Source organism: Pseudovibrio sp. FO-BEG1, assembly GCF_000236645.1.
Lineage (GTDB): Bacteria > Pseudomonadota > Alphaproteobacteria > Rhizobiales > Stappiaceae > Pseudovibrio.
On the sequence record NC_016642.1, the window covers coordinates 3,087,675 to 3,109,254 of the forward strand.

The 21,580-nt window shown below is 54.0% G+C and carries 17 protein-coding genes; 5 read left to right on the top strand and 12 right to left on the bottom strand.

The genetic code is table 11. The features are described from left to right. Positions 1–20 precede the first annotated feature (20 nt). The 4 genes from queE to PSE_RS14090 all read right to left on the bottom strand — a co-directional run bounded on the left by queE (position 21) and on the right by PSE_RS14090 (position 4,748). Positions 21–743 (bottom strand): 7-carboxy-7-deazaguanine synthase QueE, encoded by a 723-nt coding sequence (gene queE, locus PSE_RS14075; RefSeq protein ID WP_041768507.1) that lies wholly within the window; start codon positions 741–743, stop codon positions 21–23. Further along, positions 740–1,096 carry a 6-carboxytetrahydropterin synthase QueD gene (gene queD, locus PSE_RS14080; protein WP_008547248.1) on the bottom strand — a complete coding sequence of 119 codons (357 nt, stop codon included), beginning with the start codon at positions 1,094–1,096 and terminating at the stop codon, positions 740–742. Before queD ends, queE begins: the two co-directional genes overlap by 4 nt. Continuing rightward, positions 1,096–1,794, bottom strand: coding sequence for a 7-cyano-7-deazaguanine synthase QueC (gene queC, locus PSE_RS14085; protein WP_014285466.1), 699 nt, complete (start codon positions 1,792–1,794; stop codon positions 1,096–1,098). Before queC ends, queD begins: the two co-directional genes overlap by 1 nt. A gap of 221 nt (positions 1,795–2,015) precedes the next feature. Then, a complete protein-coding gene (locus PSE_RS14090; RefSeq protein ID WP_014285467.1) occupies positions 2,016–4,748 on the bottom strand; it encodes a hypothetical protein in 2,733 nt (910 codons plus the stop codon). Positions 4,749–5,049: 301 nt separating this feature from the next. Between PSE_RS14090 and PSE_RS14095 the strand changes: the two genes are divergently transcribed. After that, entirely contained in the window at positions 5,050–6,036 is a 987-nt protein-coding gene (locus tag PSE_RS14095) for a zinc-dependent alcohol dehydrogenase family protein (protein WP_014285468.1), read from the top strand. Between the two features lie 32 nt (positions 6,037–6,068). On the opposite strand, the gene PSE_RS14100 is transcribed toward PSE_RS14095, so the two are convergent. The 6 genes from PSE_RS14100 to PSE_RS14125 all read right to left on the bottom strand — a co-directional run bounded on the left by PSE_RS14100 (position 6,069) and on the right by PSE_RS14125 (position 12,010). Continuing rightward, positions 6,069–6,941, bottom strand: a complete 873-nt coding sequence (locus PSE_RS14100) for a DUF1989 domain-containing protein (protein ID WP_014285469.1) — start codon at positions 6,939–6,941, stop codon at positions 6,069–6,071. A gap of 180 nt (positions 6,942–7,121) precedes the next feature. Next, positions 7,122–8,441 (bottom strand): ferric reductase-like transmembrane domain-containing protein, encoded by a 1,320-nt coding sequence (locus tag PSE_RS14105; protein WP_014285470.1) that lies wholly within the window; start codon positions 8,439–8,441, stop codon positions 7,122–7,124. A gap of 204 nt (positions 8,442–8,645) precedes the next feature. Beyond that, positions 8,646–9,956: an ATP-binding protein gene (locus PSE_RS14110; RefSeq protein ID WP_014285471.1), complete on the bottom strand. Its 1,311-nt coding sequence runs from the start codon at positions 9,954–9,956 to the stop codon at positions 8,646–8,648. Beyond that, positions 9,953–10,621, bottom strand: coding sequence for a response regulator transcription factor (locus tag PSE_RS14115; RefSeq protein ID WP_014285472.1), 669 nt, complete (start codon positions 10,619–10,621; stop codon positions 9,953–9,955). The genes PSE_RS14110 and PSE_RS14115 overlap by 4 nt, the downstream gene beginning before the upstream one ends. A gap of 157 nt (positions 10,622–10,778) precedes the next feature. Then, positions 10,779–11,654, bottom strand: coding sequence for an SDR family oxidoreductase (locus tag PSE_RS14120; protein ID WP_014285473.1), 876 nt, complete (start codon positions 11,652–11,654; stop codon positions 10,779–10,781). Beyond that, positions 11,651–12,010 carry a VOC family protein gene (locus PSE_RS14125; protein ID WP_014285474.1) on the bottom strand — a complete coding sequence of 120 codons (360 nt, stop codon included), beginning with the start codon at positions 12,008–12,010 and terminating at the stop codon, positions 11,651–11,653. The genes PSE_RS14120 and PSE_RS14125 overlap by 4 nt, the downstream gene beginning before the upstream one ends. Positions 12,011–12,112: 102 nt before the next feature. Here PSE_RS14125 and PSE_RS14130 point away from each other — a divergent pair, with 102 nt between their 5' ends. Then, positions 12,113–13,018, top strand: a complete 906-nt coding sequence (locus tag PSE_RS14130; RefSeq protein ID WP_014285475.1) for a LysR family transcriptional regulator — start codon at positions 12,113–12,115, stop codon at positions 13,016–13,018. A 10-nt stretch (positions 13,019–13,028) separates the two neighbouring features. Here the strand turns inward: PSE_RS14130 and PSE_RS14135 are convergent, their stop codons facing one another. Next, complete coding sequence (locus PSE_RS14135; RefSeq protein ID WP_014285476.1) at positions 13,029–13,556, bottom strand: AAA family ATPase; 528 nt, start codon at positions 13,554–13,556, stop codon at positions 13,029–13,031. A gap of 63 nt (positions 13,557–13,619) precedes the next feature. Further along, entirely contained in the window at positions 13,620–14,645 is a 1,026-nt protein-coding gene (locus PSE_RS14140) for an AraC family transcriptional regulator (RefSeq protein ID WP_014285477.1), read from the bottom strand. Positions 14,646–14,913: 268 nt separating this feature from the next. Between PSE_RS14140 and PSE_RS14145 the strand changes: the two genes are divergently transcribed. The 3 genes from PSE_RS14145 (at position 14,914) to PSE_RS14155 (ending at position 21,555) form a co-directional block, all read left to right on the top strand. Continuing rightward, positions 14,914–15,375: a (2Fe-2S)-binding protein gene (locus PSE_RS14145; RefSeq protein ID WP_008546695.1), complete on the top strand. Its 462-nt coding sequence runs from the start codon at positions 14,914–14,916 to the stop codon at positions 15,373–15,375. A gap of 1 nt (position 15,376) precedes the next feature. Beyond that, positions 15,377–17,563, top strand: coding sequence for a xanthine dehydrogenase family protein molybdopterin-binding subunit (locus PSE_RS14150; RefSeq protein WP_014285479.1), 2,187 nt, complete (start codon positions 15,377–15,379; stop codon positions 17,561–17,563). Between the two features lie 383 nt (positions 17,564–17,946). Continuing rightward, positions 17,947–21,555 (top strand): hypothetical protein, encoded by a 3,609-nt coding sequence (locus PSE_RS14155; RefSeq protein ID WP_014285481.1) that lies wholly within the window; start codon positions 17,947–17,949, stop codon positions 21,553–21,555. Positions 21,556–21,580: the final 25 nt, after the last annotated feature.

The window sequence follows — 21,580 nt, forward strand, 5'->3', positions numbered from 1 at the left end:
CGGTTCAAAGGAATATTGCGTTAAACGCCGCGTTTGTTGCCCCACAGCAGCACATGCAGCTGCGGCAGAATGCGTGGCTTAAACCATTGATCGGAAACAGTTTTGTCCACCAGCCAGTGCATACGATCCATGATGCCGTCCATGTCGATGATCGCATCATCATCCTCAGGTGGAGGAGGGGTGTGGTTGCCCGGCTGCAGGTACATCGGCAGGTAAGGGTAGCGCTCACTAACGTCTTTGGCCCAGTCGTAGTCCACATCATCAAACACCACCACTTTGATCACACAGGTGGCAGTGTTGAGTGCAGCATCCAGACAAGCGTCAAACTTGTCCCAGTTCACGACTTCACCAGAAGAAGGTGGCTTAGGGCTCAGCACCAGCGTATCCAGATCCGCAAACCAGTCCCGCGCAACAGAGCCTTGCGTCTCAATCGCGAACTTGTAGCCCTTCGCTTTGCCAAGCGCGATCAGCTTTGAGAAGTCCTGAATGGCAGGATTGCCGCCAGAAAGAGAAACGGTGATTGGCTGACCGCAGGAAAGCTCCTCAACCTTCTTCCAAACGTCCTCACTGTCCATCTGGTCCCAGGTATGACGATAGGCGCTGTCCACCGCATGCAGGGTGTCACACCAGCTGCACCGGTAATCACAGCCACCAGCCCGCACAAAAACGGTTGGCTCGCCAATCAACGCGCCTTCGCCCTGAATGGTCGGCCCAAAGATCTCGCTGATACTGAGTTTGCTCATGGTCGGTATTCCGCCCACGTTTTTGGAGTTTCACTCACACGTACTGCGCAGGTCTCCGTCCAGTGGCCTTTGCAGAACTCGTAAATGGTCTTGGCCAGAAACTCGGAAGTCACCTGATCATGCCCGAACACCTCGTTCAGGTGCCGGTGGTCCAGCTCATCATCAATGAAACGCTTGAGCGGTTTCAGCTCGGTGAAGTCCACCACGAAGCCGTATTCATTGAGAAACTCGCTGGCAAGCTCAACCACCACAATGTAGTTGTGCCCATGCAGACGCGCGCAAGGATGTCCCTCCGGCATTTCGCAGAGTTGGTGCGAAGCCGAGAAGTGAAATTCCTTTGTGATTTTGTACATTATGGTTCCGCTCGTTCCACCGCGGATTTCCAGTAGTCCGGATCCGCGTATTCCGTTGGGTCCTCAACACCCGCAATGTCAAAGGCTTCGCGCCGTTCAACACAGGTGCCGCACCGCCCGCAGTGTTTCTCTCCGCCTTTGTAGCAAGACCACGTGTCCTCAAACGGCACGTTGATCCGGGCACCTTCTGCAACGATGGCACCTTTGGAAATTTCTACAAATGGCGTGTAAAGGCTCACATTGGCATAGCCGTCCAAAGCCAGCTTCTGCATGGCTTCAAAGCTTTTGATAAAGCCAGGGCGACAGTCCGGGTAGATGAAGTGATCACCCCCGTGCACCGCCGCAGCCACAGCATCGGCCTGCTGCGCAGCCGCAATGCCAAAGCCGATGGACAGCATGATTGCGTTTCGGTTGGGAACCACAGTGACCTTCATGTTCTCTTCGGCATAGTGCCCGTCAGGAACATCAACATCATCTGTAAGAGCGGAGCCGCTCAAATGCGCTCCAATCTGGCTCATGTCCAGAATATGATGCGGCACGCCCAGCTGTTTTGCAGCATGCGCTGCATAATCCAGCTCTTTCTTGTGCCGCTGACCATAGTCAAAAGAGACGAGGCCAAGCAATTCGTGTTCACGCGCAACCTTGTAGGCAAGCGTGACCGAATCCAATCCGCCGGAGCAGATTACGATAGTCTTCATAAGGTTTAGTCCTTGTTTTCGCTGTTGCCGGGTAGGCTGCGACCGGCACTCATTGCTGAGCAAGCCGGTACCTAGCAGACTAAATGGGCAAGGAAAAGGACTATTTCGCACTCTGCATATATCTCATGGATAACCTGCTGAGTATAAATGCAAATAACACTTCAGGGTTGAGAGTGCTTGCTTCTGCGACCTTATCCAAAAGCCGCAAAAGCAGTGCGTGTCTACGCTGCCAACGTCAGCAGTTTAACTTCCAGCTGCACCAAAACAGGCCGCAAGACATTGACGTCATTATCCAAACCGAATGGATGGCGGCGGTACAGCTTGATCGCCTTGTCCCCATCCAAACGCGCCATCAAGGGTCTCACAATGCGCAAAGCCTCTTCGCGGGCTTTCTTGCGTTCCTCAAGCGACTTCTTTTTATCGCCGATGATCTGCGCTTGCGCCCGCAAATCACCAGGTATGATCGGCTTGGTAACGCACGCAGCGAACCGCTTCAAAGTGCTGGTATCAACGATATTTTCACCAGCGTCCTGCTTGCCAGCCACACCGGTGATAAAACCACCTTCAGCAAAGGTCTTCGCTGTCTCCATGCGGGCAATGGCCTTCTCGGTGGCTTTCACAACGTCTTTGGCGATGTCTTCCCTGAAGCCGGTCAGCTCACCGCGCATCGCATCGTACATGCCTTTCAGCTCGTTCAGTCGGCCCATGTTCTCTTCATAGGAAGAGTTCACCGCGCATTCCTGTTCCAGCAGTTTCACTTCCGCCAGCAGATCCTTGAACCGGGTTGGGTCATAGTTGGCCGTATCAATGCGGGGGAAGCCTTTTAAAGCTGCTTTGGCACCTTTCCAGCTCTTGGCCTTCGCCGTGAGCATCTCCAGCTCATTCTTCATCGGACCGGACGTTTCATTAAACTTGCCTTTGGCAATCTTCCGGTCTATCTCCAGCTGAACACCTTCTTTGTAGTCCGCCTCGATTTTGCTGAAGAACTCATCCCGCTCAGGTGTGGTGTGAGGGCCATCTGTTTCTTCTGCAAAAATCACGACCCGAGCTTTAAGCTCCGCCAGATACTTGTCAGCTTTAACTCTGACTGCGTTTACCTGCGAAATAGCGTCTTTCAGGTCGTCAATGGTAGACGCGTTATGGGCAACGACCTTGGCTTGTTTCAGTTCCATTTCCAGCTGACCGTGATAGACCTTCTCCTGTTTTGGTTGCAAAAGCCGCTTAAACTTTTTAGCAAGCTCGGGACGAGCAGCACCCAGCTTGGCGAGAAGAGGGGGAATCTGCTTGAAAATCTTTTCAATCGGATCAAGCTTCATGTCAAAGACAGTTCTGTAACTGACTGCCTCATTAAGCTGACTCAAGAGAGGCTTCAGGCGCGATCCATCCAGCTTGTTGCACCGGCCCAAAGCCTTGTTGATGTTCATATCCGGCGCTTGTTCACGCAAGAGACGAACATCTTCTTCAAGGTTCATCTTGGCTTCAACGTAGTAGATCGCTTTCTTTCCTGTCTTGGTGTCAGCGACTTTATCGAGAATTTTTTGGGTACGGGTCTGAAGGTCATCGTATCCTGTTGGATTGGTGTTGATGCCTTCCAGAATGTCTTCTGTCTTGATGAACTCCTCAAGGGCGATGGATTCCATCCCGGTTACGCCGGAAGAGCGCAACTCGTCTAAGAATTCCAAGGACTCCAAAAGCTTATTAATCGTTGCACGGGGAACGGCTTTCACATCCTTACCACTGGGCCGCTTCGGAACCTGAGCCATCACATCTTTGTCCAACCCTTCAGTTTCAACGGCACGCGCTCGTGCTTCTGATTTGCTTTCCTTGGTCACCACCTGATGATCTGCGTCGAACACAACGAACTTCTCAAGCTGTTTTCGATACTTTTCTGTACGCGAATCCAGATGCTTGCTGGCCCATTCGTCATGTTTGATCCACCGTTCGCGGCGTTCAGCCTTCACACTCAAACTGGCGATTACGCGCTTGGTGGCGGTAAGGTCGCGTGAGCTGTCACTTTGGTAATCACGAAGTTCGTCAAGCGTGTCGGAAGCTGCGGTTGTTGGCCCTGCTGTAGACATACTCTCGCACAGGGTTTCGATATATTTGGCTGACTTGCTCAAGTCTGGGATGGCTTTTTTGCAAGCGTCCGCATCGGACAGAACTTCCGTCCAGCGAGGATCATCTGCGCGTGAAATGACATCCTGATACTGATTCATTTCAAAAAGTAAACCGGCACCCAGACCGGAGTAACCGGCATCCTGCAGGTTAAAGATAGTTTCCTTGATCTTCCCGATGTCCTGAGCAATCACGACCTGTTCTTCGCTGATGACATAGGTCGCAGGATGGATTTGCGCATCCAACAGCAGTTTTTTCATGTCTTTGAGCTTGTTGTCCACTTCTTCAAGTGTCACTTCGCAAGCTGCAAAGTTGTAAACGCTGCTTTGGGTATACGCTTTGTCTAAAAGCAGCCCCACCAACTGATTGGCATTTGTGAAAGCCTGCTTTTCGTCTTCCAGACCGGTAAAGAGACGCACGTCAAGGAAAAGCTCTTCTTTTCTCAGTTTTAAGGCGGCGATTTGCTCGGTGATCACCTCACTATATCCGGGTTCAGGGGTATCTGGCATATCAACGGCATCAAGCGGATTATTTTCCATCAGTTTCAGCTCGTCTTGGAGCTCATACAGCCGCTCGCTGTCGTAAAAGAACATCGTTTGGGCTGCGTCGCGGCGGGCTTCTTTTTCTGCCTCAACACGGTCATGTTCACTCATCCGCGCAGTAGCTTCCGCGACTTCAGTCCGCTCTCGTTCCCGTTCCACCTCATAAAGATCGGCAAATGCTTGTGACATCAAGGGGAACTCTTCGCCGAGCACCTTATACATCTGCAGCGCCCAGGATTCCTCAGTGGAACTCATCAGATTTTCAGGGGAGGTTGTTCTGGCTTCAGGTTCTGGCATCGAAGGTTCACTCACCTCAATTACGAGAGATAGTCAAACAGGAAAACCCGCGTTCAGATGCATCCGGCATCTCCGCAGGGCTCCACTCCAACAAACATCGCGCACACGCGCACCAGACCGTTATGACGAACCTTCATGAAATATGCGTTGTGATAAATGGTTCGGTTTTCTCTTATTATTGATCTATTTTCGGCCACCTCGGCACGCCAAAAGTAACCCCACTCAGATCGCAGGATTTTCATGAGCCAAGACCGTGTAATCTGGTCTCAATCATCGCCATGAGCGAAAAGGAGAATGCCGCGTGAAAGCCATGGTCCTGACCGAGATCGGAAAACCGCTCACCCTGCAACATCGTGAGGCGGCGCCATCACCGCAAGAGGGCGAAATCCTCGTTGAAATAGAAGCCTGTGCCGTATGCCGGACAGACCTGCACGTGGTCGATGGTGATCTCAAACACCCGAAACTCCCACTGATCCCCGGCCACGAAATCGTCGGCAGAGTGTGCGCCTGTGGAGCAGGCGTCAATGACCTGAAACCGGGTGTGAGAGTAGGTATTCCATGGCTAGGGCACACCTGTGGCTGTTGCTCGTTCTGTCAGAACCATCAGGAGAACCTTTGTGATCATCCCATCTTCACCGGCTACACCCGGGACGGTGGCTTCGCCACACACACCGTCGCCGATCGTCACTACGCGTTTGAGCTGGATGAGGATGCCGACCCGGTCGCGCTCGCACCTTTGTTATGTGCTGGATTGATCGGCTGGAGATCACTGAAGAAAGCAGGTGAGGGTACAAAGATCGGCATCTACGGTTTTGGTGCCGCCGCCCATATTATCGCGCAAATCTGCATCTGGCAGGGCCGGGAAGTCTACGCCTTCACCAGAAGCGGTGACACACAAGCACAGGACTTCGCTCGGGAACTGGGTGCCACATGGGCTGGAAGCTCTGAAGAAGACCCACCCACAAAGCTGGACGCCGCGATCATCTTCGCCCCGGTCGGAGCGCTCGTTCCAGCTGCACTCAAAGCCCTGCGTAAAGGTGGGCGGATCGTCTGTGGCGGTATTCATATGAGCGACATCCCGCAAATGCCTTATTCGCTGCTATGGGAAGAACGCGAAATTGTCTCCGTTGCCAACCTCACCAGAGAAGATGCACTGGAGTTCTTCCCCATCGCCAAACAAGCAGGCGTGAAAACCCACTGCATTCCTTATAGGTTGGAGGACGCCAACACGGCGCTGGAAGATCTGCGCCATGGCAGACTATCCGGTGCAGCTGTCCTCATCCCATGAGCACTAGACTGCACCAGTCTCGTCAGGTTCGGTTAGGCCTTGTGCCCACCCGCATATCCGCTTCGTTTCGCAGATGACCAACCTTTTAGTGAGCCCTCTGCTGGCTTGAAGATCTCCACCAGAAGTGGGTAGCACGGTGTCTTGTCATCGGAATGGCTGCTGCCGCAGTCCCCACCCGGACAGGTGGAAAGCGCACCCAACAGATTGATCTCGGCAAAGAATTCGATGAAGTCTCCCGGCCGCACCGGGCTTGCCTTCATGAAATACTGGTGCGTGTCGCGCGTGAACCCGGTGCACATGAAGACATTCATCACATCATGCACATGCGGCTCAGCCCCATCCAGTGACAACCCGCGCGCATCGGCCAGAGCGCGGGTCAGATTGGAATGGCAGCAGTGGTTGTAATCCACGTTCTTAAGCATGTGGTTTGTGTAAGGATCACAGCGCGTGCCAATCACATCATGGACACCAGCGCCATCCTCATCCCAGCCATACCAGTCCAGCGTATCCTGCGTGATCGTTGCCATTGGACGCAGATAAGGCATGTTGCTCCACAGACGATCACCAGTGGAAAGGTGAGAGGCATGCAGTTGGCGTGTTTTACCGCTAAAGAAGCGCTCGTTCAGATCATTGGCGTTCCAGAGGTTCAGATCACCAACCTGCGGGCCTTCAACACTCACAATGCGGAAAAAATGCCCGGCTGGCACATGAAAGTGGCCCCCATCACGCGGTGGCACGACAACTTCATCCACCTTTTCCAGGCTCTCCTTGGCCTGCTGGTAAAGCTCGGCATCAAAAGCGGGCAGGTGGTCCACTTCGTAACAGACAATCGGATTTTTTGACCGGCGGTCATCAGATGGGGCAGGAACATCTGTAGAGATCGAGCGGGAGGCAAGTTTTGTCATAAGCCAATGTCCTAAAAACCAGTAGGAATTATTGGTCTGATTGAACCCTCCGGAGCTCAATTAATATATTGATTTAATTTCATTGATCCCTTCAGTCCTAAACCTTTCGAAGGGGGCGGCACCACAAAAAAAGATAGCTGCACCGGCAGACAGTGCAGCTATCCTCTAGGATGGCCAAGGTTACTTGGCCGGGGCGAACTTTCCAGAATACTGAGTGAGGCGCTCAAACAGAAATCTGAAAAGCTTTCGAAAACCAAGGCCGGAGCGCATCTGAAACTCCTCGTAATGGAATTGGCGTAACGGATACTTCAGCGCTTTCAGATCGCGCATCAGGGTCTTGCGCATCACTTCCGGCCCACAGAACGCAATCGGCATCACATCGAAATAACTACCCTGCAGAATTTTCAGCAACCGCCCGTCGATGTACTCGCCCATGTCCGACTCAAACCACTGGATGTGCAGGTTCGGCAGACGGTTTTGCAGCTCTTCTAGTTCTTCCTCAAACGGGCTCTCGAGCCGGTTGCGCACGCCGTAGTAAAGGTAGATCTGGCCAGTTTCTTCACCAGTCAACGTCTGCGCCCAGGCCAGGAATGGGGTGATACCCACACCACCAGCAATCCAGATCTGATCCCGGTTTGATGCCATCCGGCGGAACCCGCCATACCCTTTGCTGAGCTGTGCTTTGGTACCAACCTGAAGCTGGTGAACACGGGAGGTGTAATCGCCCAGCGCGGAGATACAGAACCGGATCTTGCCATCTTCGCGCGGTGCTGAGGCAATCGTGTAAGGGTGCACTTCACCCATACCAGCCTGATCAAAAGAAACGTAAGCAAACTGTCCTGCATCATGTGAAATAGGCTTGCCTTCCGGCTTCAGGGTCACACTGGTGATGCGCCCGTAAATCTGCACATCTTCCACCTCATAGGTCTTGGTGCGACCGACCATGCCTTTGTAGGTCAGGTAAGCGAAGGAAGCGATGCCAGCAAAACAGAAGCCAGCCACATAAAGCCCAACCGGATCACTCCACGAAAACACATTCGGGATCATCAGGAAGTGCGCGGCAGCAAGGGCAAAGAAGATGCCGATCAAACGGTGGGTCCAGCGCCAGATGTTATAGGGAATAAACGTCGCCAGAGAACCAAGGCCCAGGATCAGAATGCCGTAAAAGCCGATCTCACCCAGCTCTTTGGCCAATCCATCAGTCTCACCACCCTTGGAAATCGCATCTGCATCAATGCTGTCATGAAGAAAAGCAGCAGCAATTGCCAGAATGGCCAGCCATTTGTGCAGCACATAGACCCGGTCGAGCGGCCCAAACACAGCCTCAACACCTTTCATGCGTGTTGCCATCACCTGCAAAAGCCCCATGAAGATCAGGGAGACCATGCCAAGGTACTGGCTCAGCAAAACACCATACTCAACCTGTCCGCCAAACTGAGAGAAGATCATCAGAGGAGGCAGGATACTGGCAAAGATGAAGAAGAGGCCAAAGGGTTTCATTCGGGTACGCTCGATCTGTATTGACGATGCGCACTCAGAAGAAACGAGCTATGAAAGATGACTGATATCGTTGGGGGACATCACGCACCTTTCATAGCCCAAAAACTCCGCCGTTGTTTGTAAACGCAGCCTCGGAGTAGGTTTCTTTCTGAGTGCACCCCCTAAAATCACTAGGAAGCTGAAACCTACCTGAAGTTTGCGACACTACTTTTTCAGCTTGAGCACAAAACTTGCTCCGCCAAGGCGTTCACTCTTGCCAAGGGAGATCTCGATCCCATTGCGGCGACATAGAGTTTGCGTAATAGAAAGGCCAAGACCAGCCCCGGAACTGGACTGCCCCGGCATGCGGAAGAACCGCTCAAACACCTTCTCACGGTAGTCTTCAGGAACGCCCGGCCCACTGTCTTCCACGCTCAGCTGAATGTGGTCTTCAGTGCGGTCCAGCACCACAATCACTTGCCCGTCACTTGGCGTATGGCGGATGGCGTTGCCGATCAGGTTGTTCAGCACAGTCGCCAGATCCTCAGGGTCAACCACAGCTTCCACGTGTTCGGACTGAAGCAGCTGAAGCTCCACGTTCTTGTCATGGGCGGCATGGGCCTGCTGGGCCAGACTTTCCTGCAGCACCGGCAGCAGATCTTGTTCTTTTAGCTCTTTCGCGTCCTGACCCGCCCGTGCGTGTTCCAGAAGCTTGGCCGCCAGATGGGTGGCACGGTCAACACCCTCAATGATGTTGTCAAACCGCAGTTTGGTCGGCTCATCCAGCTTGTCTCGCTCAATCACCTGACACTGCGCTTTCACCACCGTCAGCGGTGTTCGGATTTCATGGGCCGCGTCATCAATGAACCGCTGTTCTCGGGCCAGATACTCGTCAATCCGGTCAAACAGCATATTCATAGAGTCCACAATCGGCACAAGCTCATCCGCCTGCTTCTCTGAGGTGATTTTGCCAAGGTTCTCCGGCTCTCGCTCCGCCAGCGTTTCAGAAAGTGCGGTGAGGGGGCGTAGACCCCGTTTGACGATGAACACCGTCGCAATAATAGAAAAAACCAGCACCAGTGCCAGCGGAATGGAAACGGTGGCCACCGTCTGGTCTGCCAGCTCAAGGGCCTCATCAAACACAACGCCGATAATGTACTGCTTGTCGCTCTTTAGTCCCGGAAAACTCCAGACCACCCAGCTGTCGCCATCATACTCGATTTCCTGCCCACCGGGCCGCAGGTACTTGGGCAACTCTATTTTGTCGGATGATCTGTAAATGTCGTTGCCGTCTCCATCGCGGATGATCACGAAGTAATCATTAAGCTCATGATGATCATCCAGAAGATTGGGAGAAATGGCGTCCCCCTCCAGCTGCGCAATCGCGCTGACAAGCTGAAAGGCCTGTGCATCATGGGTCTCGTAAAGCTCTTCCTCTGTCAAATTATAGACAATGGCGGAAAAGACGCCCCAGACCACGAACAAAAGCGGGATCAGAAAGACGAGGATGCGACTGCGGATCGACGAAAGTTTCATGCCGGTATGTCCTCATCAACAATATAGCCCACCCCGCGAATGGTCCGGATCAGCTTGGACGTGGTCTTCCGGCGGATCTGCGAGACATATACCTCAAGCACATTGCTCTCCGCATTCTCTTCCCAGCCATAAAGTTTTTCCATGAGGTCGGATTTGGAAACCACACGGCCCCGCCGCTCCAACAATATGGTCAGCAGACGAAAGGCGAGGGGCTGCAGCACCACCTCAGCGCCGCTGTAGCAGGCTTTCTTCTGGTCCAGATCCAACGTCAACGCTCCATGCTGCAACAACATGCGCGTGCGCCCCACAGAGCGCCGCACCAGTGCACGGCAGCGAGCCAGAAGCTCTTCCATGTCAAAAGGCTTGGTCAAGTAATCATCGGCGCCAAGGTTGAGGCCATCAATACGGTTCTTGGTGGTCTCCCGCGCGGACAGGATCAAAATCGGCACGTCTGCCTTGTCATCGCGCACAGCGCGCAAAAACTCCAGTCCATCCTGACCGGGCAGGCCCAGATCCAGAATAACCAGGTCGAACTCTCCGGTTCTCAGAGCGTCTTCTGCCAAAAGACCATCATCGACCCAGTCCACTATAAATTCATGACGTTCCAGAAACGCTTTGATTGCGTCGGCGATCAGCCGCTCGTCCTCAACCAGCAATACGCGCATGTGTTCCTTCCAGCACGGTAATGTGCACCCTGTAATTGCCTCAACTCTTTCACATCTACAAAAAACATGAAACTGAATTGTGCCTGAAGAAACCGCATAGGCTGTTACAATGCCAAGGTAAATGGAGAAGTGCCGGCGAGCTGGCTTGTGTTAGACGCTAAACGCTCAAAGCCGTCTGTGCGCACAACACCTCCCGTATGAACCGGTCAATGCCTCTCGGCGGGTGTCCGCACATCTGCTGCACCGTGTCCGTGGTAAAATCACCCCAGCCACTGCGATAGGCCTGCGCATAATCCCGCGAGATCCCGGCGATCCATTCATCCCAACCGGCACCAACGATTCCCTCGTAAACATCCTGCGGTGAAACCGGCATATAGGAAATGGTGCGGTTCAGTTCCATACTTAACGCCTGCGCCACATCAAAGTAGGAAATGCTTTGTGGTCCCGTCACTTCATAAATGTTTCCATCGAACTGATTACTAAGCACACACTGCGCCGCGCATTCTGCCACATCGCGGGTATCAACCATCCCCATCTGAGCATCTCCCGTTCCAAAGAAAAAGCTGTTTTGCTCGGAAATGGTTTGAGCAGCCAGAAACATATTTTGCATGAAAAGGTTAGGCCGCAGGATCAGATAGTCCAGACCAGAGCTGATGATCTCCTGTTCTGTTTCGCCGTGAAGCACCGTGTTGGCCGTTGGCCCATCAAGAGCAGCTTTGATTGCTGAAACACGCACCACCTTGCGGACACCGCAGTCTTTGGCCACCCGCAACGCATTGGATGCCTGTTGTGCTGCATCAGGATTGGCCGAGGTGATCAGTACAAGCGTGTCTACGCCCGCCATGGCCTTACTAAGCGAAGTCTGATCCATAAAGTCACCGTAATACGCCTGGGCGCCCAGCGAGGTGACCAACCGTTCATTCTCAGCACTGCGAATGAGTGCTCGCACGTCCCATGGGGTGGACCGCAACACTCTGAGCAGATGTGTGCCAATGGTGCCATTAGCGCCTGTGACCAAAACGCTGTTGCTCATGACGACGCCTCCGTCCAAACGGCCAGTTCATTGCCATTGGGATCAGCGAAGTGAAACCGCTGCCCACCGGGGAAGGAATAGATCTCCTGTAAGATCTTCCCGCCAGCCTCGCGCACCGTTGCCAAAGTGCCAGCAAGATCTTTTGCATAAAGCACCACCAGCACACCGGGCGCCTGAACCGGTGTGCCGCTTTCACCGTTAAACCCGCCTTCAACACCGGCACCTGAAAAGCTGATGTAGTTCGGTCCCCAATCCTCAAAAAGCCAGCCAAACACCGAACCATAAAAGCTCTTGGTCTCCTCAGTCTTGAGCAGAGGAAATTCGATGTAGTTGATGGATTTGTCCTGATGTTCCATCTCATAAGTCCTTTCATCCTGTGAGTGGACCTATTTTACTATTCTTGGATATTTGGTAGTATCGCCTCAATTGGAAAGCATATTTTCAAATACGGGAATATAATGCAGGATCTGAACGCGATCGCCATCTTTGCAGAAGTCGCCAAAGCAGGCAGCTTTTCTGCCGCAGCAAAGAACTTGCACGTGCCTCTTTCTACGGTCAGTCGCAAAGTCTCAGAGCTGGAAGCGCAGCTTGGCACCAAACTGCTGGAACGCACCACGCGCCGCATGCGCCTGACCGAGATTGGCGAGCAGTTCTACAAAACCTGCCTGCCGGGTCTGGAGGCTTTCAGGGCTGCTGACAGAGTGGTCGAACAGCGCCAGTCGGCGTTATCCGGCGACCTCAAAGTGACGATCCCGCCCAATTTGGCCGAAGCACTCTTCATTCCCGTCATCGGCCAGTTCCGCCTGCAATACCCTGAAGTCCGGGTGCAGATGATTGTCTCAGAGCGCAATCTCGATTTCATTGAGGATGATGTGGATCTGTCGTTCCGTGTCGGTCCCAAACCGGATTCTGGCCTGACCCTCACCAAACTGGCCACCTATCGCCATGTGCTGGTGGCATCACCCACCTACATCGCAGAACACGGCGTGCCAGATCATCCCGATAAGCTGCCAGAACATGCCCTGATCGGGTTTGGTTTCTGGCAAAAGCCTGAAGTGTCCTGGAGTCTGAACCGCAAGAATGACGAACGGGTGATCAGGTTCACCCCGGAAATCGGCATCAACGACTACGCAGCTATGCAATCCGCCATCAAGGCAGGTTTGGGGATAGGGGAGCTGCCGTCCATCCTCTGTCAGGACGCCTTGGCAAAACGTGCGCTGGTGGAAGTTCTGCCGGACTGGACATTCCCGGAAATTGACCTGCACGCCATGCATACCGGCAAGGAAAACCAGTCCCGCATCGCACGGCTGTTTCTGGAGGCCTGCATCAACAGGATCCGGCCCCAACTCCGGCAATTCTCTTAGGAACAGACCCCTAGTATGAGCCGTAACGCACCAGTTGGCTGAAGGCTTCGACAATCTCATCAACGCTGTCATCGACGGGTTTTTCAAAGGTATCAATCACAAGCCGGTGTTTCTTCCATGGCTCATAGCGCCGCCGCTTCACCGCATCCCATGTGGGCAAGGTCATGGCGGAAATGTCGTTGGGCCGGTTCTCAACGCGTGTCTTGTGCTCCGCTTCATCAGAGCAGATCACTTCGATGTTCATGGCTTTCACTCTGGCGCCCAGCGCGGCTTCCATCCAGATGTTGCGGGTGATCTCAATCGGGTTCACCGCATCCGCAATCACGTTGTTGCCAAGGAGCAGATTATCTTTGGCAATGGCTGCAGCCACCACATATCCGGCGTCTTCCGCAGGCGAAATGGCGAGAACTGAGGTCTTGAGCGCAGCCTCAATAGAATCGATACGAAGATGAACAGCCTGCAGGCGGGGTGCCAGAGCCTTTGCCAGTGTTGTCTTTCCAACGCCCGGCAGCCCTGAAAATACGAATAAGATAGCCATGGCAGGCTCTTAACAGCCTAAGGTTTCACGAGGCTTTCCTCACAACCTCTGTGCGGATTGGCCTCAGGCGATCCCGCGCACTTCCATCGGCGTCTTGCCTGTCCAGCTCTGAAACGCCCGGAAAAACGAACCCGTATCTTTGTAGCCCAGCAGATAGGAAATCTCTGGAATGCTCAGATCGCTGCGCACCAGATAGTGCTGGGAAAGCTCGGAGCGGGTCTCACTCAGGATATCCTGAAAGCTCTTGCCTTCTTCCTTCAGCTTGCGCTGCAACGTCCGCTTGCTGGCATTCAGGCGCTGGCTGATCACTTCAATGGTGTTCTGACCCGCAGGCAGACTTTCCAGCAGGGCATTCTTCACACGGCGAGACATTTCATCGGAAGAACCGGAGCTTTTTAGCTTCTGGCGCAAGCCATCCTCAAACGTATCCCACATGCCTTCCATCTGTGTGATCAGCGGGCGGGTCGCGTCCTCCAGTGAAAGGGTAATGTGCGCCACGGGAGCAGGGGTGGCTTTCACGCCGCACTCCGCCTCAACCGCAGACCAGTCCAGCTTACCTACCGGACCGCCCACACTCAGCGGCACAATCGGCTCCCCGGTGAACGTGCGGCTGCAATTGGTGAAATACAAAATCTCAAACTGTGCCAGAATCTCCGGAAAAGGCTCAGTTGGATCCGAGGAGGTGAACAGGATGGAGACCGTACTGTCCGTCCGCTCCACCTCCAATCGGATAGGCGCAATCAGCGGTTTGAACAGCGCCAGACGCTTCACGCCTTCCTCAATGTTGGGGCTGCAGGAAAACGCAAACAGGTGCGGCACAAACGAGCCTTGCTTGACCGTGCTGCCCAGCTTTACTGCAAGATCATTGCCGCCATACTCCTGATAAAGAGCCTCCCAAAGTGCGAAATACTGCGCCTGCGTGATGCCCTTGGCCGTCGGGCCAAGCTGCTCAATGGAAACGCCGGCACGACGCATCACCCGGTCCACAGGCAGATCAAGATATTGGATCACTTGCGCCATCATGGCAGCGCCAGGGTAAAGGTGTGCGTGTTTCGTCATGTTCGGCTCGGTCTTATTGATTGTTGCCACTCTTTCATCTCGAAATTTTGCTAGCTAAGCCAGTGCTAAATTCAATAGTGGCGCGAAATGGCAGTACTTTGGCGTGATTTGGCACTATTTTGGCGTGATCCGCTAATGAAAGCCAGCAGAGCCGATGCTAGGGATTAATACCGATCATTCGTTTCAGGCGTAAAAAGCAGAAAAAGCGCACGCGCACATAACACTGCCCCATTCAAAAGTGCCTGAGATTATTGCTGAACCCAGCCAACCGCTACGGATCAAAAAAGGAAATTTTTTGATGGCAATTTCTTTAAAACTCAATGGCCAGACTCATAGTGTTGAAGCCGAACCGGGCACCCCGCTTCTGTGGGTGATCCGCGACGAACTCAAGCTCACCGGCACAAAATTCGGGTGTGGTGTTGCCTCCTGCGGGGCGTGCACCGTTCACATGGATGGCGAACCGGTTCGCTCCTGCCAAACCTTTATTGAAGATGTTGAAGACGCAGAGATCACCACAATCGAGGGCCTGAAGTCCACCCCGGCTCAGGCAGTTCAGCAGGCCTGGACGGAACTTGATGTGGTTCAGTGCGGTTACTGCCAGTCCGGCCAGATCATGTCCGCCGTTGGTCTTCTCAGCGAAAACGCCAAGCCAACACTGGAAGAAATTGACGATTACATGGATGGCAACGCCTGTCGCTGCGCTACTTACCAGCGCATCCGTGCTGCCATCGTTCGTGCATCAGAAATCATGGAGGCTTGATATGAGCGTTTTGACCTCTCGTCGTGGCTTCCTCAAAGGCGCAGCAGCCTCTACCGCAGCCGTTCTCGTCATCGGTGTTGCACCATCCGGCGCCATGGCCGCTGGCAGTGCAGCTGACACCACCATGCTCAACCCGTTCGTGAAGATTGCAGCTGACGGTACCGTCACCGCCATCGTCAAGCACTTCGAAAAAGGGCAGGGACCGGCAACCGGCCTCACCACCCTGATTGCCGAAGAGCTGGGCGTCAGCATGGATGCGATTGAGTATGAGTTCGCGCCGTCCAACCCGAAGCTTTACAACAACACCGCATTTGGTCCTATTCAGGGCACTGGCGGCTCCACCGCCATGTTCAACAGCTTCCAGCAGTACCGCAAAGCGGGCGCTGCAGCCCGTGAAGTTCTGCTTCAGGCCGCTTCTCATGCGTGGGATGTGCCGGTCGCACAGCTCAAGCTGGAAGATGGCGTGATCTCTGGGGCAGGCAACAAAGCGCCAATTGGCGAGTTCGTTGCAGCCGCAAGCACGCTGACAGCCCCTGAAGAACCACGCCTGAAAGATCCATCCGAGTTCAAGCTGATCGGCAACGCCAATGTCCGCCGTAAGGACACGCCGCCAAAGATCAACGGCACCGCCATGTACGCCATGGACTTGCAGCTCGACAATCAGATGGTCGTGGTCATCAAGCGCCCAACCCGCCGCGGTGGTACGGTCGCTTCCTTTGATGACAGCGCAGCCAAGGACGTCAAAGGCTTTATCCGTGCAGCCACTCTGCCAAACAAAGCTGGCGTTGCGGTTTATGCCGAAAACACCTGGGCAGCTCTGCAGGCCCGCGAAGCACTCGACGTCACCTTCGACAACACCGTCGCTGAGCGTCGCAGTTCTGAAGATGTCTACAAAGAGCTGATGGCCGCGGTAAACACGGCACCGGAGTACAACCTGACCAAAAACGATCAGGCTGAAATTGCCAGTGACATCGACAAAGCCGACAAGGTGGTGGAAGAGACCTTCTACTTCCCACTGCTGGCGCATGCTCCAATGGAACCGCTGACCTGTACCATTGAAGCGACGGAAGATGGCGGCGTGATCCTGCATGATGGCGCACAGATGCCAACATCACCGCACGCAGCTCTGGCTCAGATCTTCCAACTGCCAATGGAAAAGGTGCAGATCAAAACCATGTTCGCAGGGGGCTCCTTCGGTCGCCGGGCAACACCAACGGTGGATTATCAAGTGGAAGCCGCACTGGCCTTCGTTATGACCGATCGCACCCGTCCGGTGAAACTGGTCTGGTCTCGCGAAGATGACATCACCGGTGGCTACTACCGCCCGGCCTTCGCACACAAAGTCCGCGTTGGTCTGGATGCTGACGGCAACATCGTCGGCTGGGATCACCGCGTCGCAGGCCAATCCATCTCCAAAGGCACACCGTTTGAGGCGTTCTCCGTTCATGATGGTGTAGATCACCTCTCTGTAGAGGGTGTCACACCAACGGCGTACTCCATCCCAGGCATGTTCGCCGGTCTGACAGACATCAAACTTGCAACAACCGTGCTCTGGTGGCGCTCCGTGGGTCACACCCACACCGCCTATGTGATGGAAAGCATGATGGACGCTGCAGCCGTTGCTGCTGGCCGTGATCCGGTCGAGTTCCGCCTCGCGCATTTGGCGGGCGACACGGCAGATCAAAAACGCCTGACCGGCGTTCTGAAACTGGCCGCTGAAAAAGCGGGCTGGGGCAAGGCAGCAGACGGACGTGCTCAGGGCGTCGCGGTACACAAATCCTTTGGTAGCTATGTAGCAGAAGTGGTCGAGACTTCCGGCGATACTGAAAACGGCGTGAAGATCGAAAAAGTCACCTGCGCTGTCGATTGCGGCATCCCGGTCAACCCGGACGTGATCAAGGCACAGATGGAAGGCGGTATCGGCTACGGCCTCGGCCACGCCATGCGCGATGAAATCACGCTGGAGGACGGAGAAGTTATCCAACAAAACTTCCCGGACTACGAACCACTCCGCATCGGGGATATCGGCGAGATCGAAACTCACATTGTCCTCTCCACTGAGGCCCCAACCGGTGTCGGTGAACCGGGCACACCACCATCTGCTCCGGCACTGGCAAACGCCATCGCTGCAAAGGGCCCACGTGTGACCGAGTTACCAATGAACAAGGCTGGCGTCACCTTCGCGTAAAGCCAAAACAATCAGGAAAGGCGGGCTCAAGGTGTTTGGGCCCGCCTTTTGCATTTCAGCGCAGAAAAAACGTAAAAAACGCAGATCAACGCAAGTTGCGCACATAGCAACGCAAACGCCAGCCTGATCATTCTTCACCTCACAAAACACAAAATGTGAGCTGTGCATCTGTTGATCCCGTTTCTTCAAATAAATCAGCGACCATTCATTTTGTGAGAAATGATTTCACTCAACCCATGAAACCTCTTCAGCTCACATTGTGAACCGTTAATTGTCGCAGTTTGAAAGCTGACTGCTCTCCATGTTCCCCTTAAACGCGTGGGGCAATGCTCCCGATTTCTGTCCTTAATACCGTAATGGACAAGGCTTTTGGGAGCTGCACAATGGATTTTGATCAACAGGCCTGCAAAAGCCTCTATCTGGCGCCAAATACGGGCGATAATGCCGGTGGTTTCGCTTTTGTTGTCAGTAAGATAGCTTCCCGCAAAGTAAAACTTCCCAAACGCATCTCGCTAAAAGACGCACTCACCAACAAAGCTTACTCAGGTTCATTCATCTACTGCCCAGACCCATTGGACTGCGCACATAAAAAAGACCAGCAGCAAACGCTGGTTTCCGGTTTGCATGAATACCTTGAAGCTATGCGCGTCCCACGCGGTTTCATGTGGCTGCCCAGAGCCTCTACACCGCTTCCCATTCCCGAAGGCTATCAGCACCAACGCCCAGCGTTTTTCTCCATCAACACCACTGGTACCGAGACAACAAGCAGTCTCTCTTACCCACTCGCCCCAAACCTCACCATCGAGTTCTACTCCGCCGCCTATATCAAGGTCTCCGAGGATGAAGAGAACTTGCAGCTCTCAGAAGCCGCTATTCAGTTGGGGGGATATCTGAGCCCCGACACAGGGTCCGTAAGCAAAGCAGACATCCGCTGCTCTGGCCCGGATCGCGGGGCCATCGTCTTTGATGCTGATTTTGATCGGAATGCGCTGCACGACCAATGGAATTTGGGATTTCAATGGGTTGCAAGCGATCCCAACACCAAAACCGGTCTCAATGGCCAGCGCTTTGCCTTGGGAACTGGCGACAACGGCGCACGCGAACCGCTCCCCATGCGGCTGGTGGTGGACGTCACCGATGCGTTGAATATCTACCCCACCCATAACCGCAGCGATCCCAACCGTTGCGCTTTCTACTTCCGCCCGGAGGCTGAAACGGGTCATGGCCCAACCCTCAACAGCTTCTACCGAACCACCTATGGCGCCACCGTTGCCCTGACGGCGATCACCGGGGATAGCTTTGAAAGCACAGGCAATCCGGCAGGTATAATCCTCACGCCCAGCTATGAAGAACCCTCGACACTTCATAGCTTTATCGCCAGCCCTCTTGGAGATTTCCTCGTCTGCGCCCCAGCCGGAGAGGGAACAACCAAAGCCCGCATCATGTGCGGCCTCGGCGGAACCGAGTTTCTGGAAGTGCTGGGGAATGATGAGGACCTTGCATCCGCCGCTCGGCTGCGTTTCATCCCAAACCAGCCCGCCTATGCACCTGTCTTCCCCTTGCCCAAATCCTCCCCAACAGGCCGCCCAGCCCCCAAAGGGGCTCCTCTGAAAGGAAGCTACAAAACATCCTATGTGGAGGTCTTTCCAGCTGGATCTGATGCAGAGAGTGCAGGGGACCCAATCACATACGTCGCCCAGCCTCACGGTAGCGCCCTGCATGGGTACGATGATGAAATCTGGCAGGAAAACAAAAGCTTGCTGGGTACTGTCAACCCTGCCTACACCTTGCCTCCAGCTGATACGCTAGCGTTCCCCATGTTCCCATATAGCGGCACGGATGAGGGCGATCCCACGTATTCTCAATGTGATGTGGCGCTCTTTGAGAAGAGCATCATTGCCCCCACACGGCGAAAGGTGATCGCCGCACTTACCAACGGCCAATCCAACACCAGCGCATCGGAGGCACAAGGCACAGAAGCTGAAGCCACTTTAACGACCCCGCTCGGCGTCATTGCAACGCTGCAATCACCAACGGACGCAAACCACTGGAAAGAGGTCAAACTCGCGCAGATCAAAACGCCGACAAGTTCTGAGTTCGCCTTTAAAGAGTTAAGCCCAAAGCTGATCGAAGCCTTTCAAACCAATCAGCTTTTTCTGGTCGCTGCCAATCCCTCAGAACTGGGAGAGGCGGGGAAAACATTCCTCAACACCCTCGACATCGAAGACTGGCAGATAGAAGCCGACGTCGGCAACTCTCCTGACTTCGGTGACTACGCCAACATATTGATCATAAAAGGTATTCGAGGTCCACTCTACGATCCAAAGGGTGATCCCAAAGACAACCTGATCTCCAACCCGCAAAAATGGACCCAAAAGGAAACCTTCGCCGCGCCAACCACAAAACGAGACACCACACCAAACCCAGCCCAGCTGGTCAACCTCTCCTCCTGGCTGCAGGACTACTTCAAGGCCGCACAAGATAATCCCGCCACAGAGTACTTCGAGGACTTCAATCAACTGGCCGCCGATCCCAACTGGACTGGTGTGCTTATGCTACGCGCGCGTATCAAATCACCACCTGAGCAGCTCGCTGGGATCGTCGCAGGTGTGCGTGATCCGGCAAAGTTTTATGCCCATCACCTCGCCATCCGCATCAACCAGATCAAGGCCGGGACGGATGGTGAGAAGATCGCAATAAAGAAGCAAAGCTCGGTGTTTGGCTTGATTTACTATGAGGACCCCGACCTCGTGGTGCCAAAGGGGGCGGCAAGCCCGGAGCCAGTTGTTCCCTCCGCGACCCGTACCTACGATTTCATCCTGCTCTCCCTGAAAGTACTCTTTGAGAACTCTGCCATCAAAAAGTTCTCCTCCTTCGCTCAGCTCTCTCTGAACAAGGTATTCGGCAGTGAGGTCATCAGCACGCAGCCGGTTATCCCCGCAGGCAAAGCCAAGCCCAAGGGTAGTCAGTACAAATCCCTGATCATGAAAGCCAGCTATCAGGACAACAACGGCCACCCATCATACACCATGGCCGCCCCGCAGCCTTACCTCTTCAAAGTCGACAACAATATCCTCCAGCAAACCGAGTTCACTTCCGCCAGAATGAACACCATCACTGGTCACGACAAGGAACAGGAAACCCAAACCGAACCACTTATCCGCTTCGCATTTACGGGTTTTCTCGATTTTGCAATCCTGAAAGCGGATAAAGATCAAATGGTTGACCTGTTTTCCTATGGAACGGAGAAGGGGCAGATATCAACGCAAACAGGTCTCGGTTTTGGCAATCTGGCCCTGCAAATGAGCTTCTCTCAAACCAATCCCTATGAAAGCCAAAAGATCATCTGGGTCAGCGACCAACTGACATTCGACACCAAAAACAGCACCCCGCGCAGCGGCAGTCTGGTCGATACCATGCCATTGCAATTGAAAGGTTTTGTCAGCTCAACCAGTTCAGACAGAACGCCAGCTTCTCTGGGTTATCTGGACGTCATCACCAACGCAAATCAGCAGGGCCTCTCAAAAGATTGGAATGCTTTGCAGTTCGAAGTTAGCCTCGGCACCGCAGGTGATCTTGCTGGCAAACTGGGCCTTTCCGCAGATTTCCTGCTCGCGTGGTCACCCGATTCAACTGGCAAAAACTACAAATCCCAGAGCGCCATCCATATGCCGGGCTCCTCCAACGGCGCATCGCTCATCAGCCTGCAGAACGTTCTGTCCATGTCCTACGGCCCAATTCAGCTGCTCTATACGAACAAGCCCAAGGAGCATGAGAGCGATTCAGACAAGCAATATATGTTTGTTCTCAATGAGATCGCCCTGAAGTTCCTCGGCCTCGCCAAGATCCCGCCAAGCGGTGCCACGTCTTTCTATCTGTTCTCTGATCCTGATGAGAACAGCAAGAGCTCTGATGAGACTACAGGTCTGGCCTGGTACGCGGTCTACAACAACGAGCCGCCCGAAAACTGCAAAACACCCGCAAAGAAATAGCCTGAAACGTCAACCATCAGTGGTG

Bases quoted from the DNA above. Each gene is read 5' to 3' on its own strand.
- PSE_RS14155 (WP_014285481.1), top strand. From the start codon at position 17,947: ATGGATTTTGATCAACAGGCCTGCAAAAGCCTCTATCTGGCGCCAAAT.
- PSE_RS14090 (WP_014285467.1), bottom strand. From the start codon at position 4,748: ATGCCAGAACCTGAAGCCAGAACAACCTCCCCTGAAAATCTGATGAGT.
- PSE_RS14135 (WP_014285476.1), bottom strand. From the start codon at position 13,556: ATGGCTATCTTATTCGTATTTTCAGGGCTGCCGGGCGTTGGAAAGACA.
- queD (WP_008547248.1), bottom strand. From the start codon at position 1,096: ATGTACAAAATCACAAAGGAATTTCACTTCTCGGCTTCGCACCAACTC.
- queE (WP_041768507.1), bottom strand. From the start codon at position 743: ATGAGCAAACTCAGTATCAGCGAGATCTTTGGGCCGACCATTCAGGGC.
- PSE_RS14100 (WP_014285469.1), bottom strand. From the start codon at position 6,941: ATGACAAAACTTGCCTCCCGCTCGATCTCTACAGATGTTCCTGCCCCA.
- PSE_RS14115 (WP_014285472.1), bottom strand. From the start codon at position 10,621: ATGCGCGTATTGCTGGTTGAGGACGAGCGGCTGATCGCCGACGCAATC.
- PSE_RS14105 (WP_014285470.1), bottom strand. From the start codon at position 8,441: ATGAAACCCTTTGGCCTCTTCTTCATCTTTGCCAGTATCCTGCCTCCT.
- PSE_RS14130 (WP_014285475.1), top strand. From the start codon at position 12,113: ATGCAGGATCTGAACGCGATCGCCATCTTTGCAGAAGTCGCCAAAGCA.
- queC (WP_014285466.1), bottom strand. From the start codon at position 1,794: ATGAAGACTATCGTAATCTGCTCCGGCGGATTGGATTCGGTCACGCTT.
- PSE_RS14145 (WP_008546695.1), top strand. From the start codon at position 14,914: ATGGCAATTTCTTTAAAACTCAATGGCCAGACTCATAGTGTTGAAGCC.
- PSE_RS14120 (WP_014285473.1), bottom strand. From the start codon at position 11,654: ATGAGCAACAGCGTTTTGGTCACAGGCGCTAATGGCACCATTGGCACA.
- PSE_RS14110 (WP_014285471.1), bottom strand. From the start codon at position 9,956: ATGAAACTTTCGTCGATCCGCAGTCGCATCCTCGTCTTTCTGATCCCG.
- PSE_RS14125 (WP_014285474.1), bottom strand. From the start codon at position 12,010: ATGGAACATCAGGACAAATCCATCAACTACATCGAATTTCCTCTGCTC.
- PSE_RS14150 (WP_014285479.1), top strand. From the start codon at position 15,377: ATGAGCGTTTTGACCTCTCGTCGTGGCTTCCTCAAAGGCGCAGCAGCC.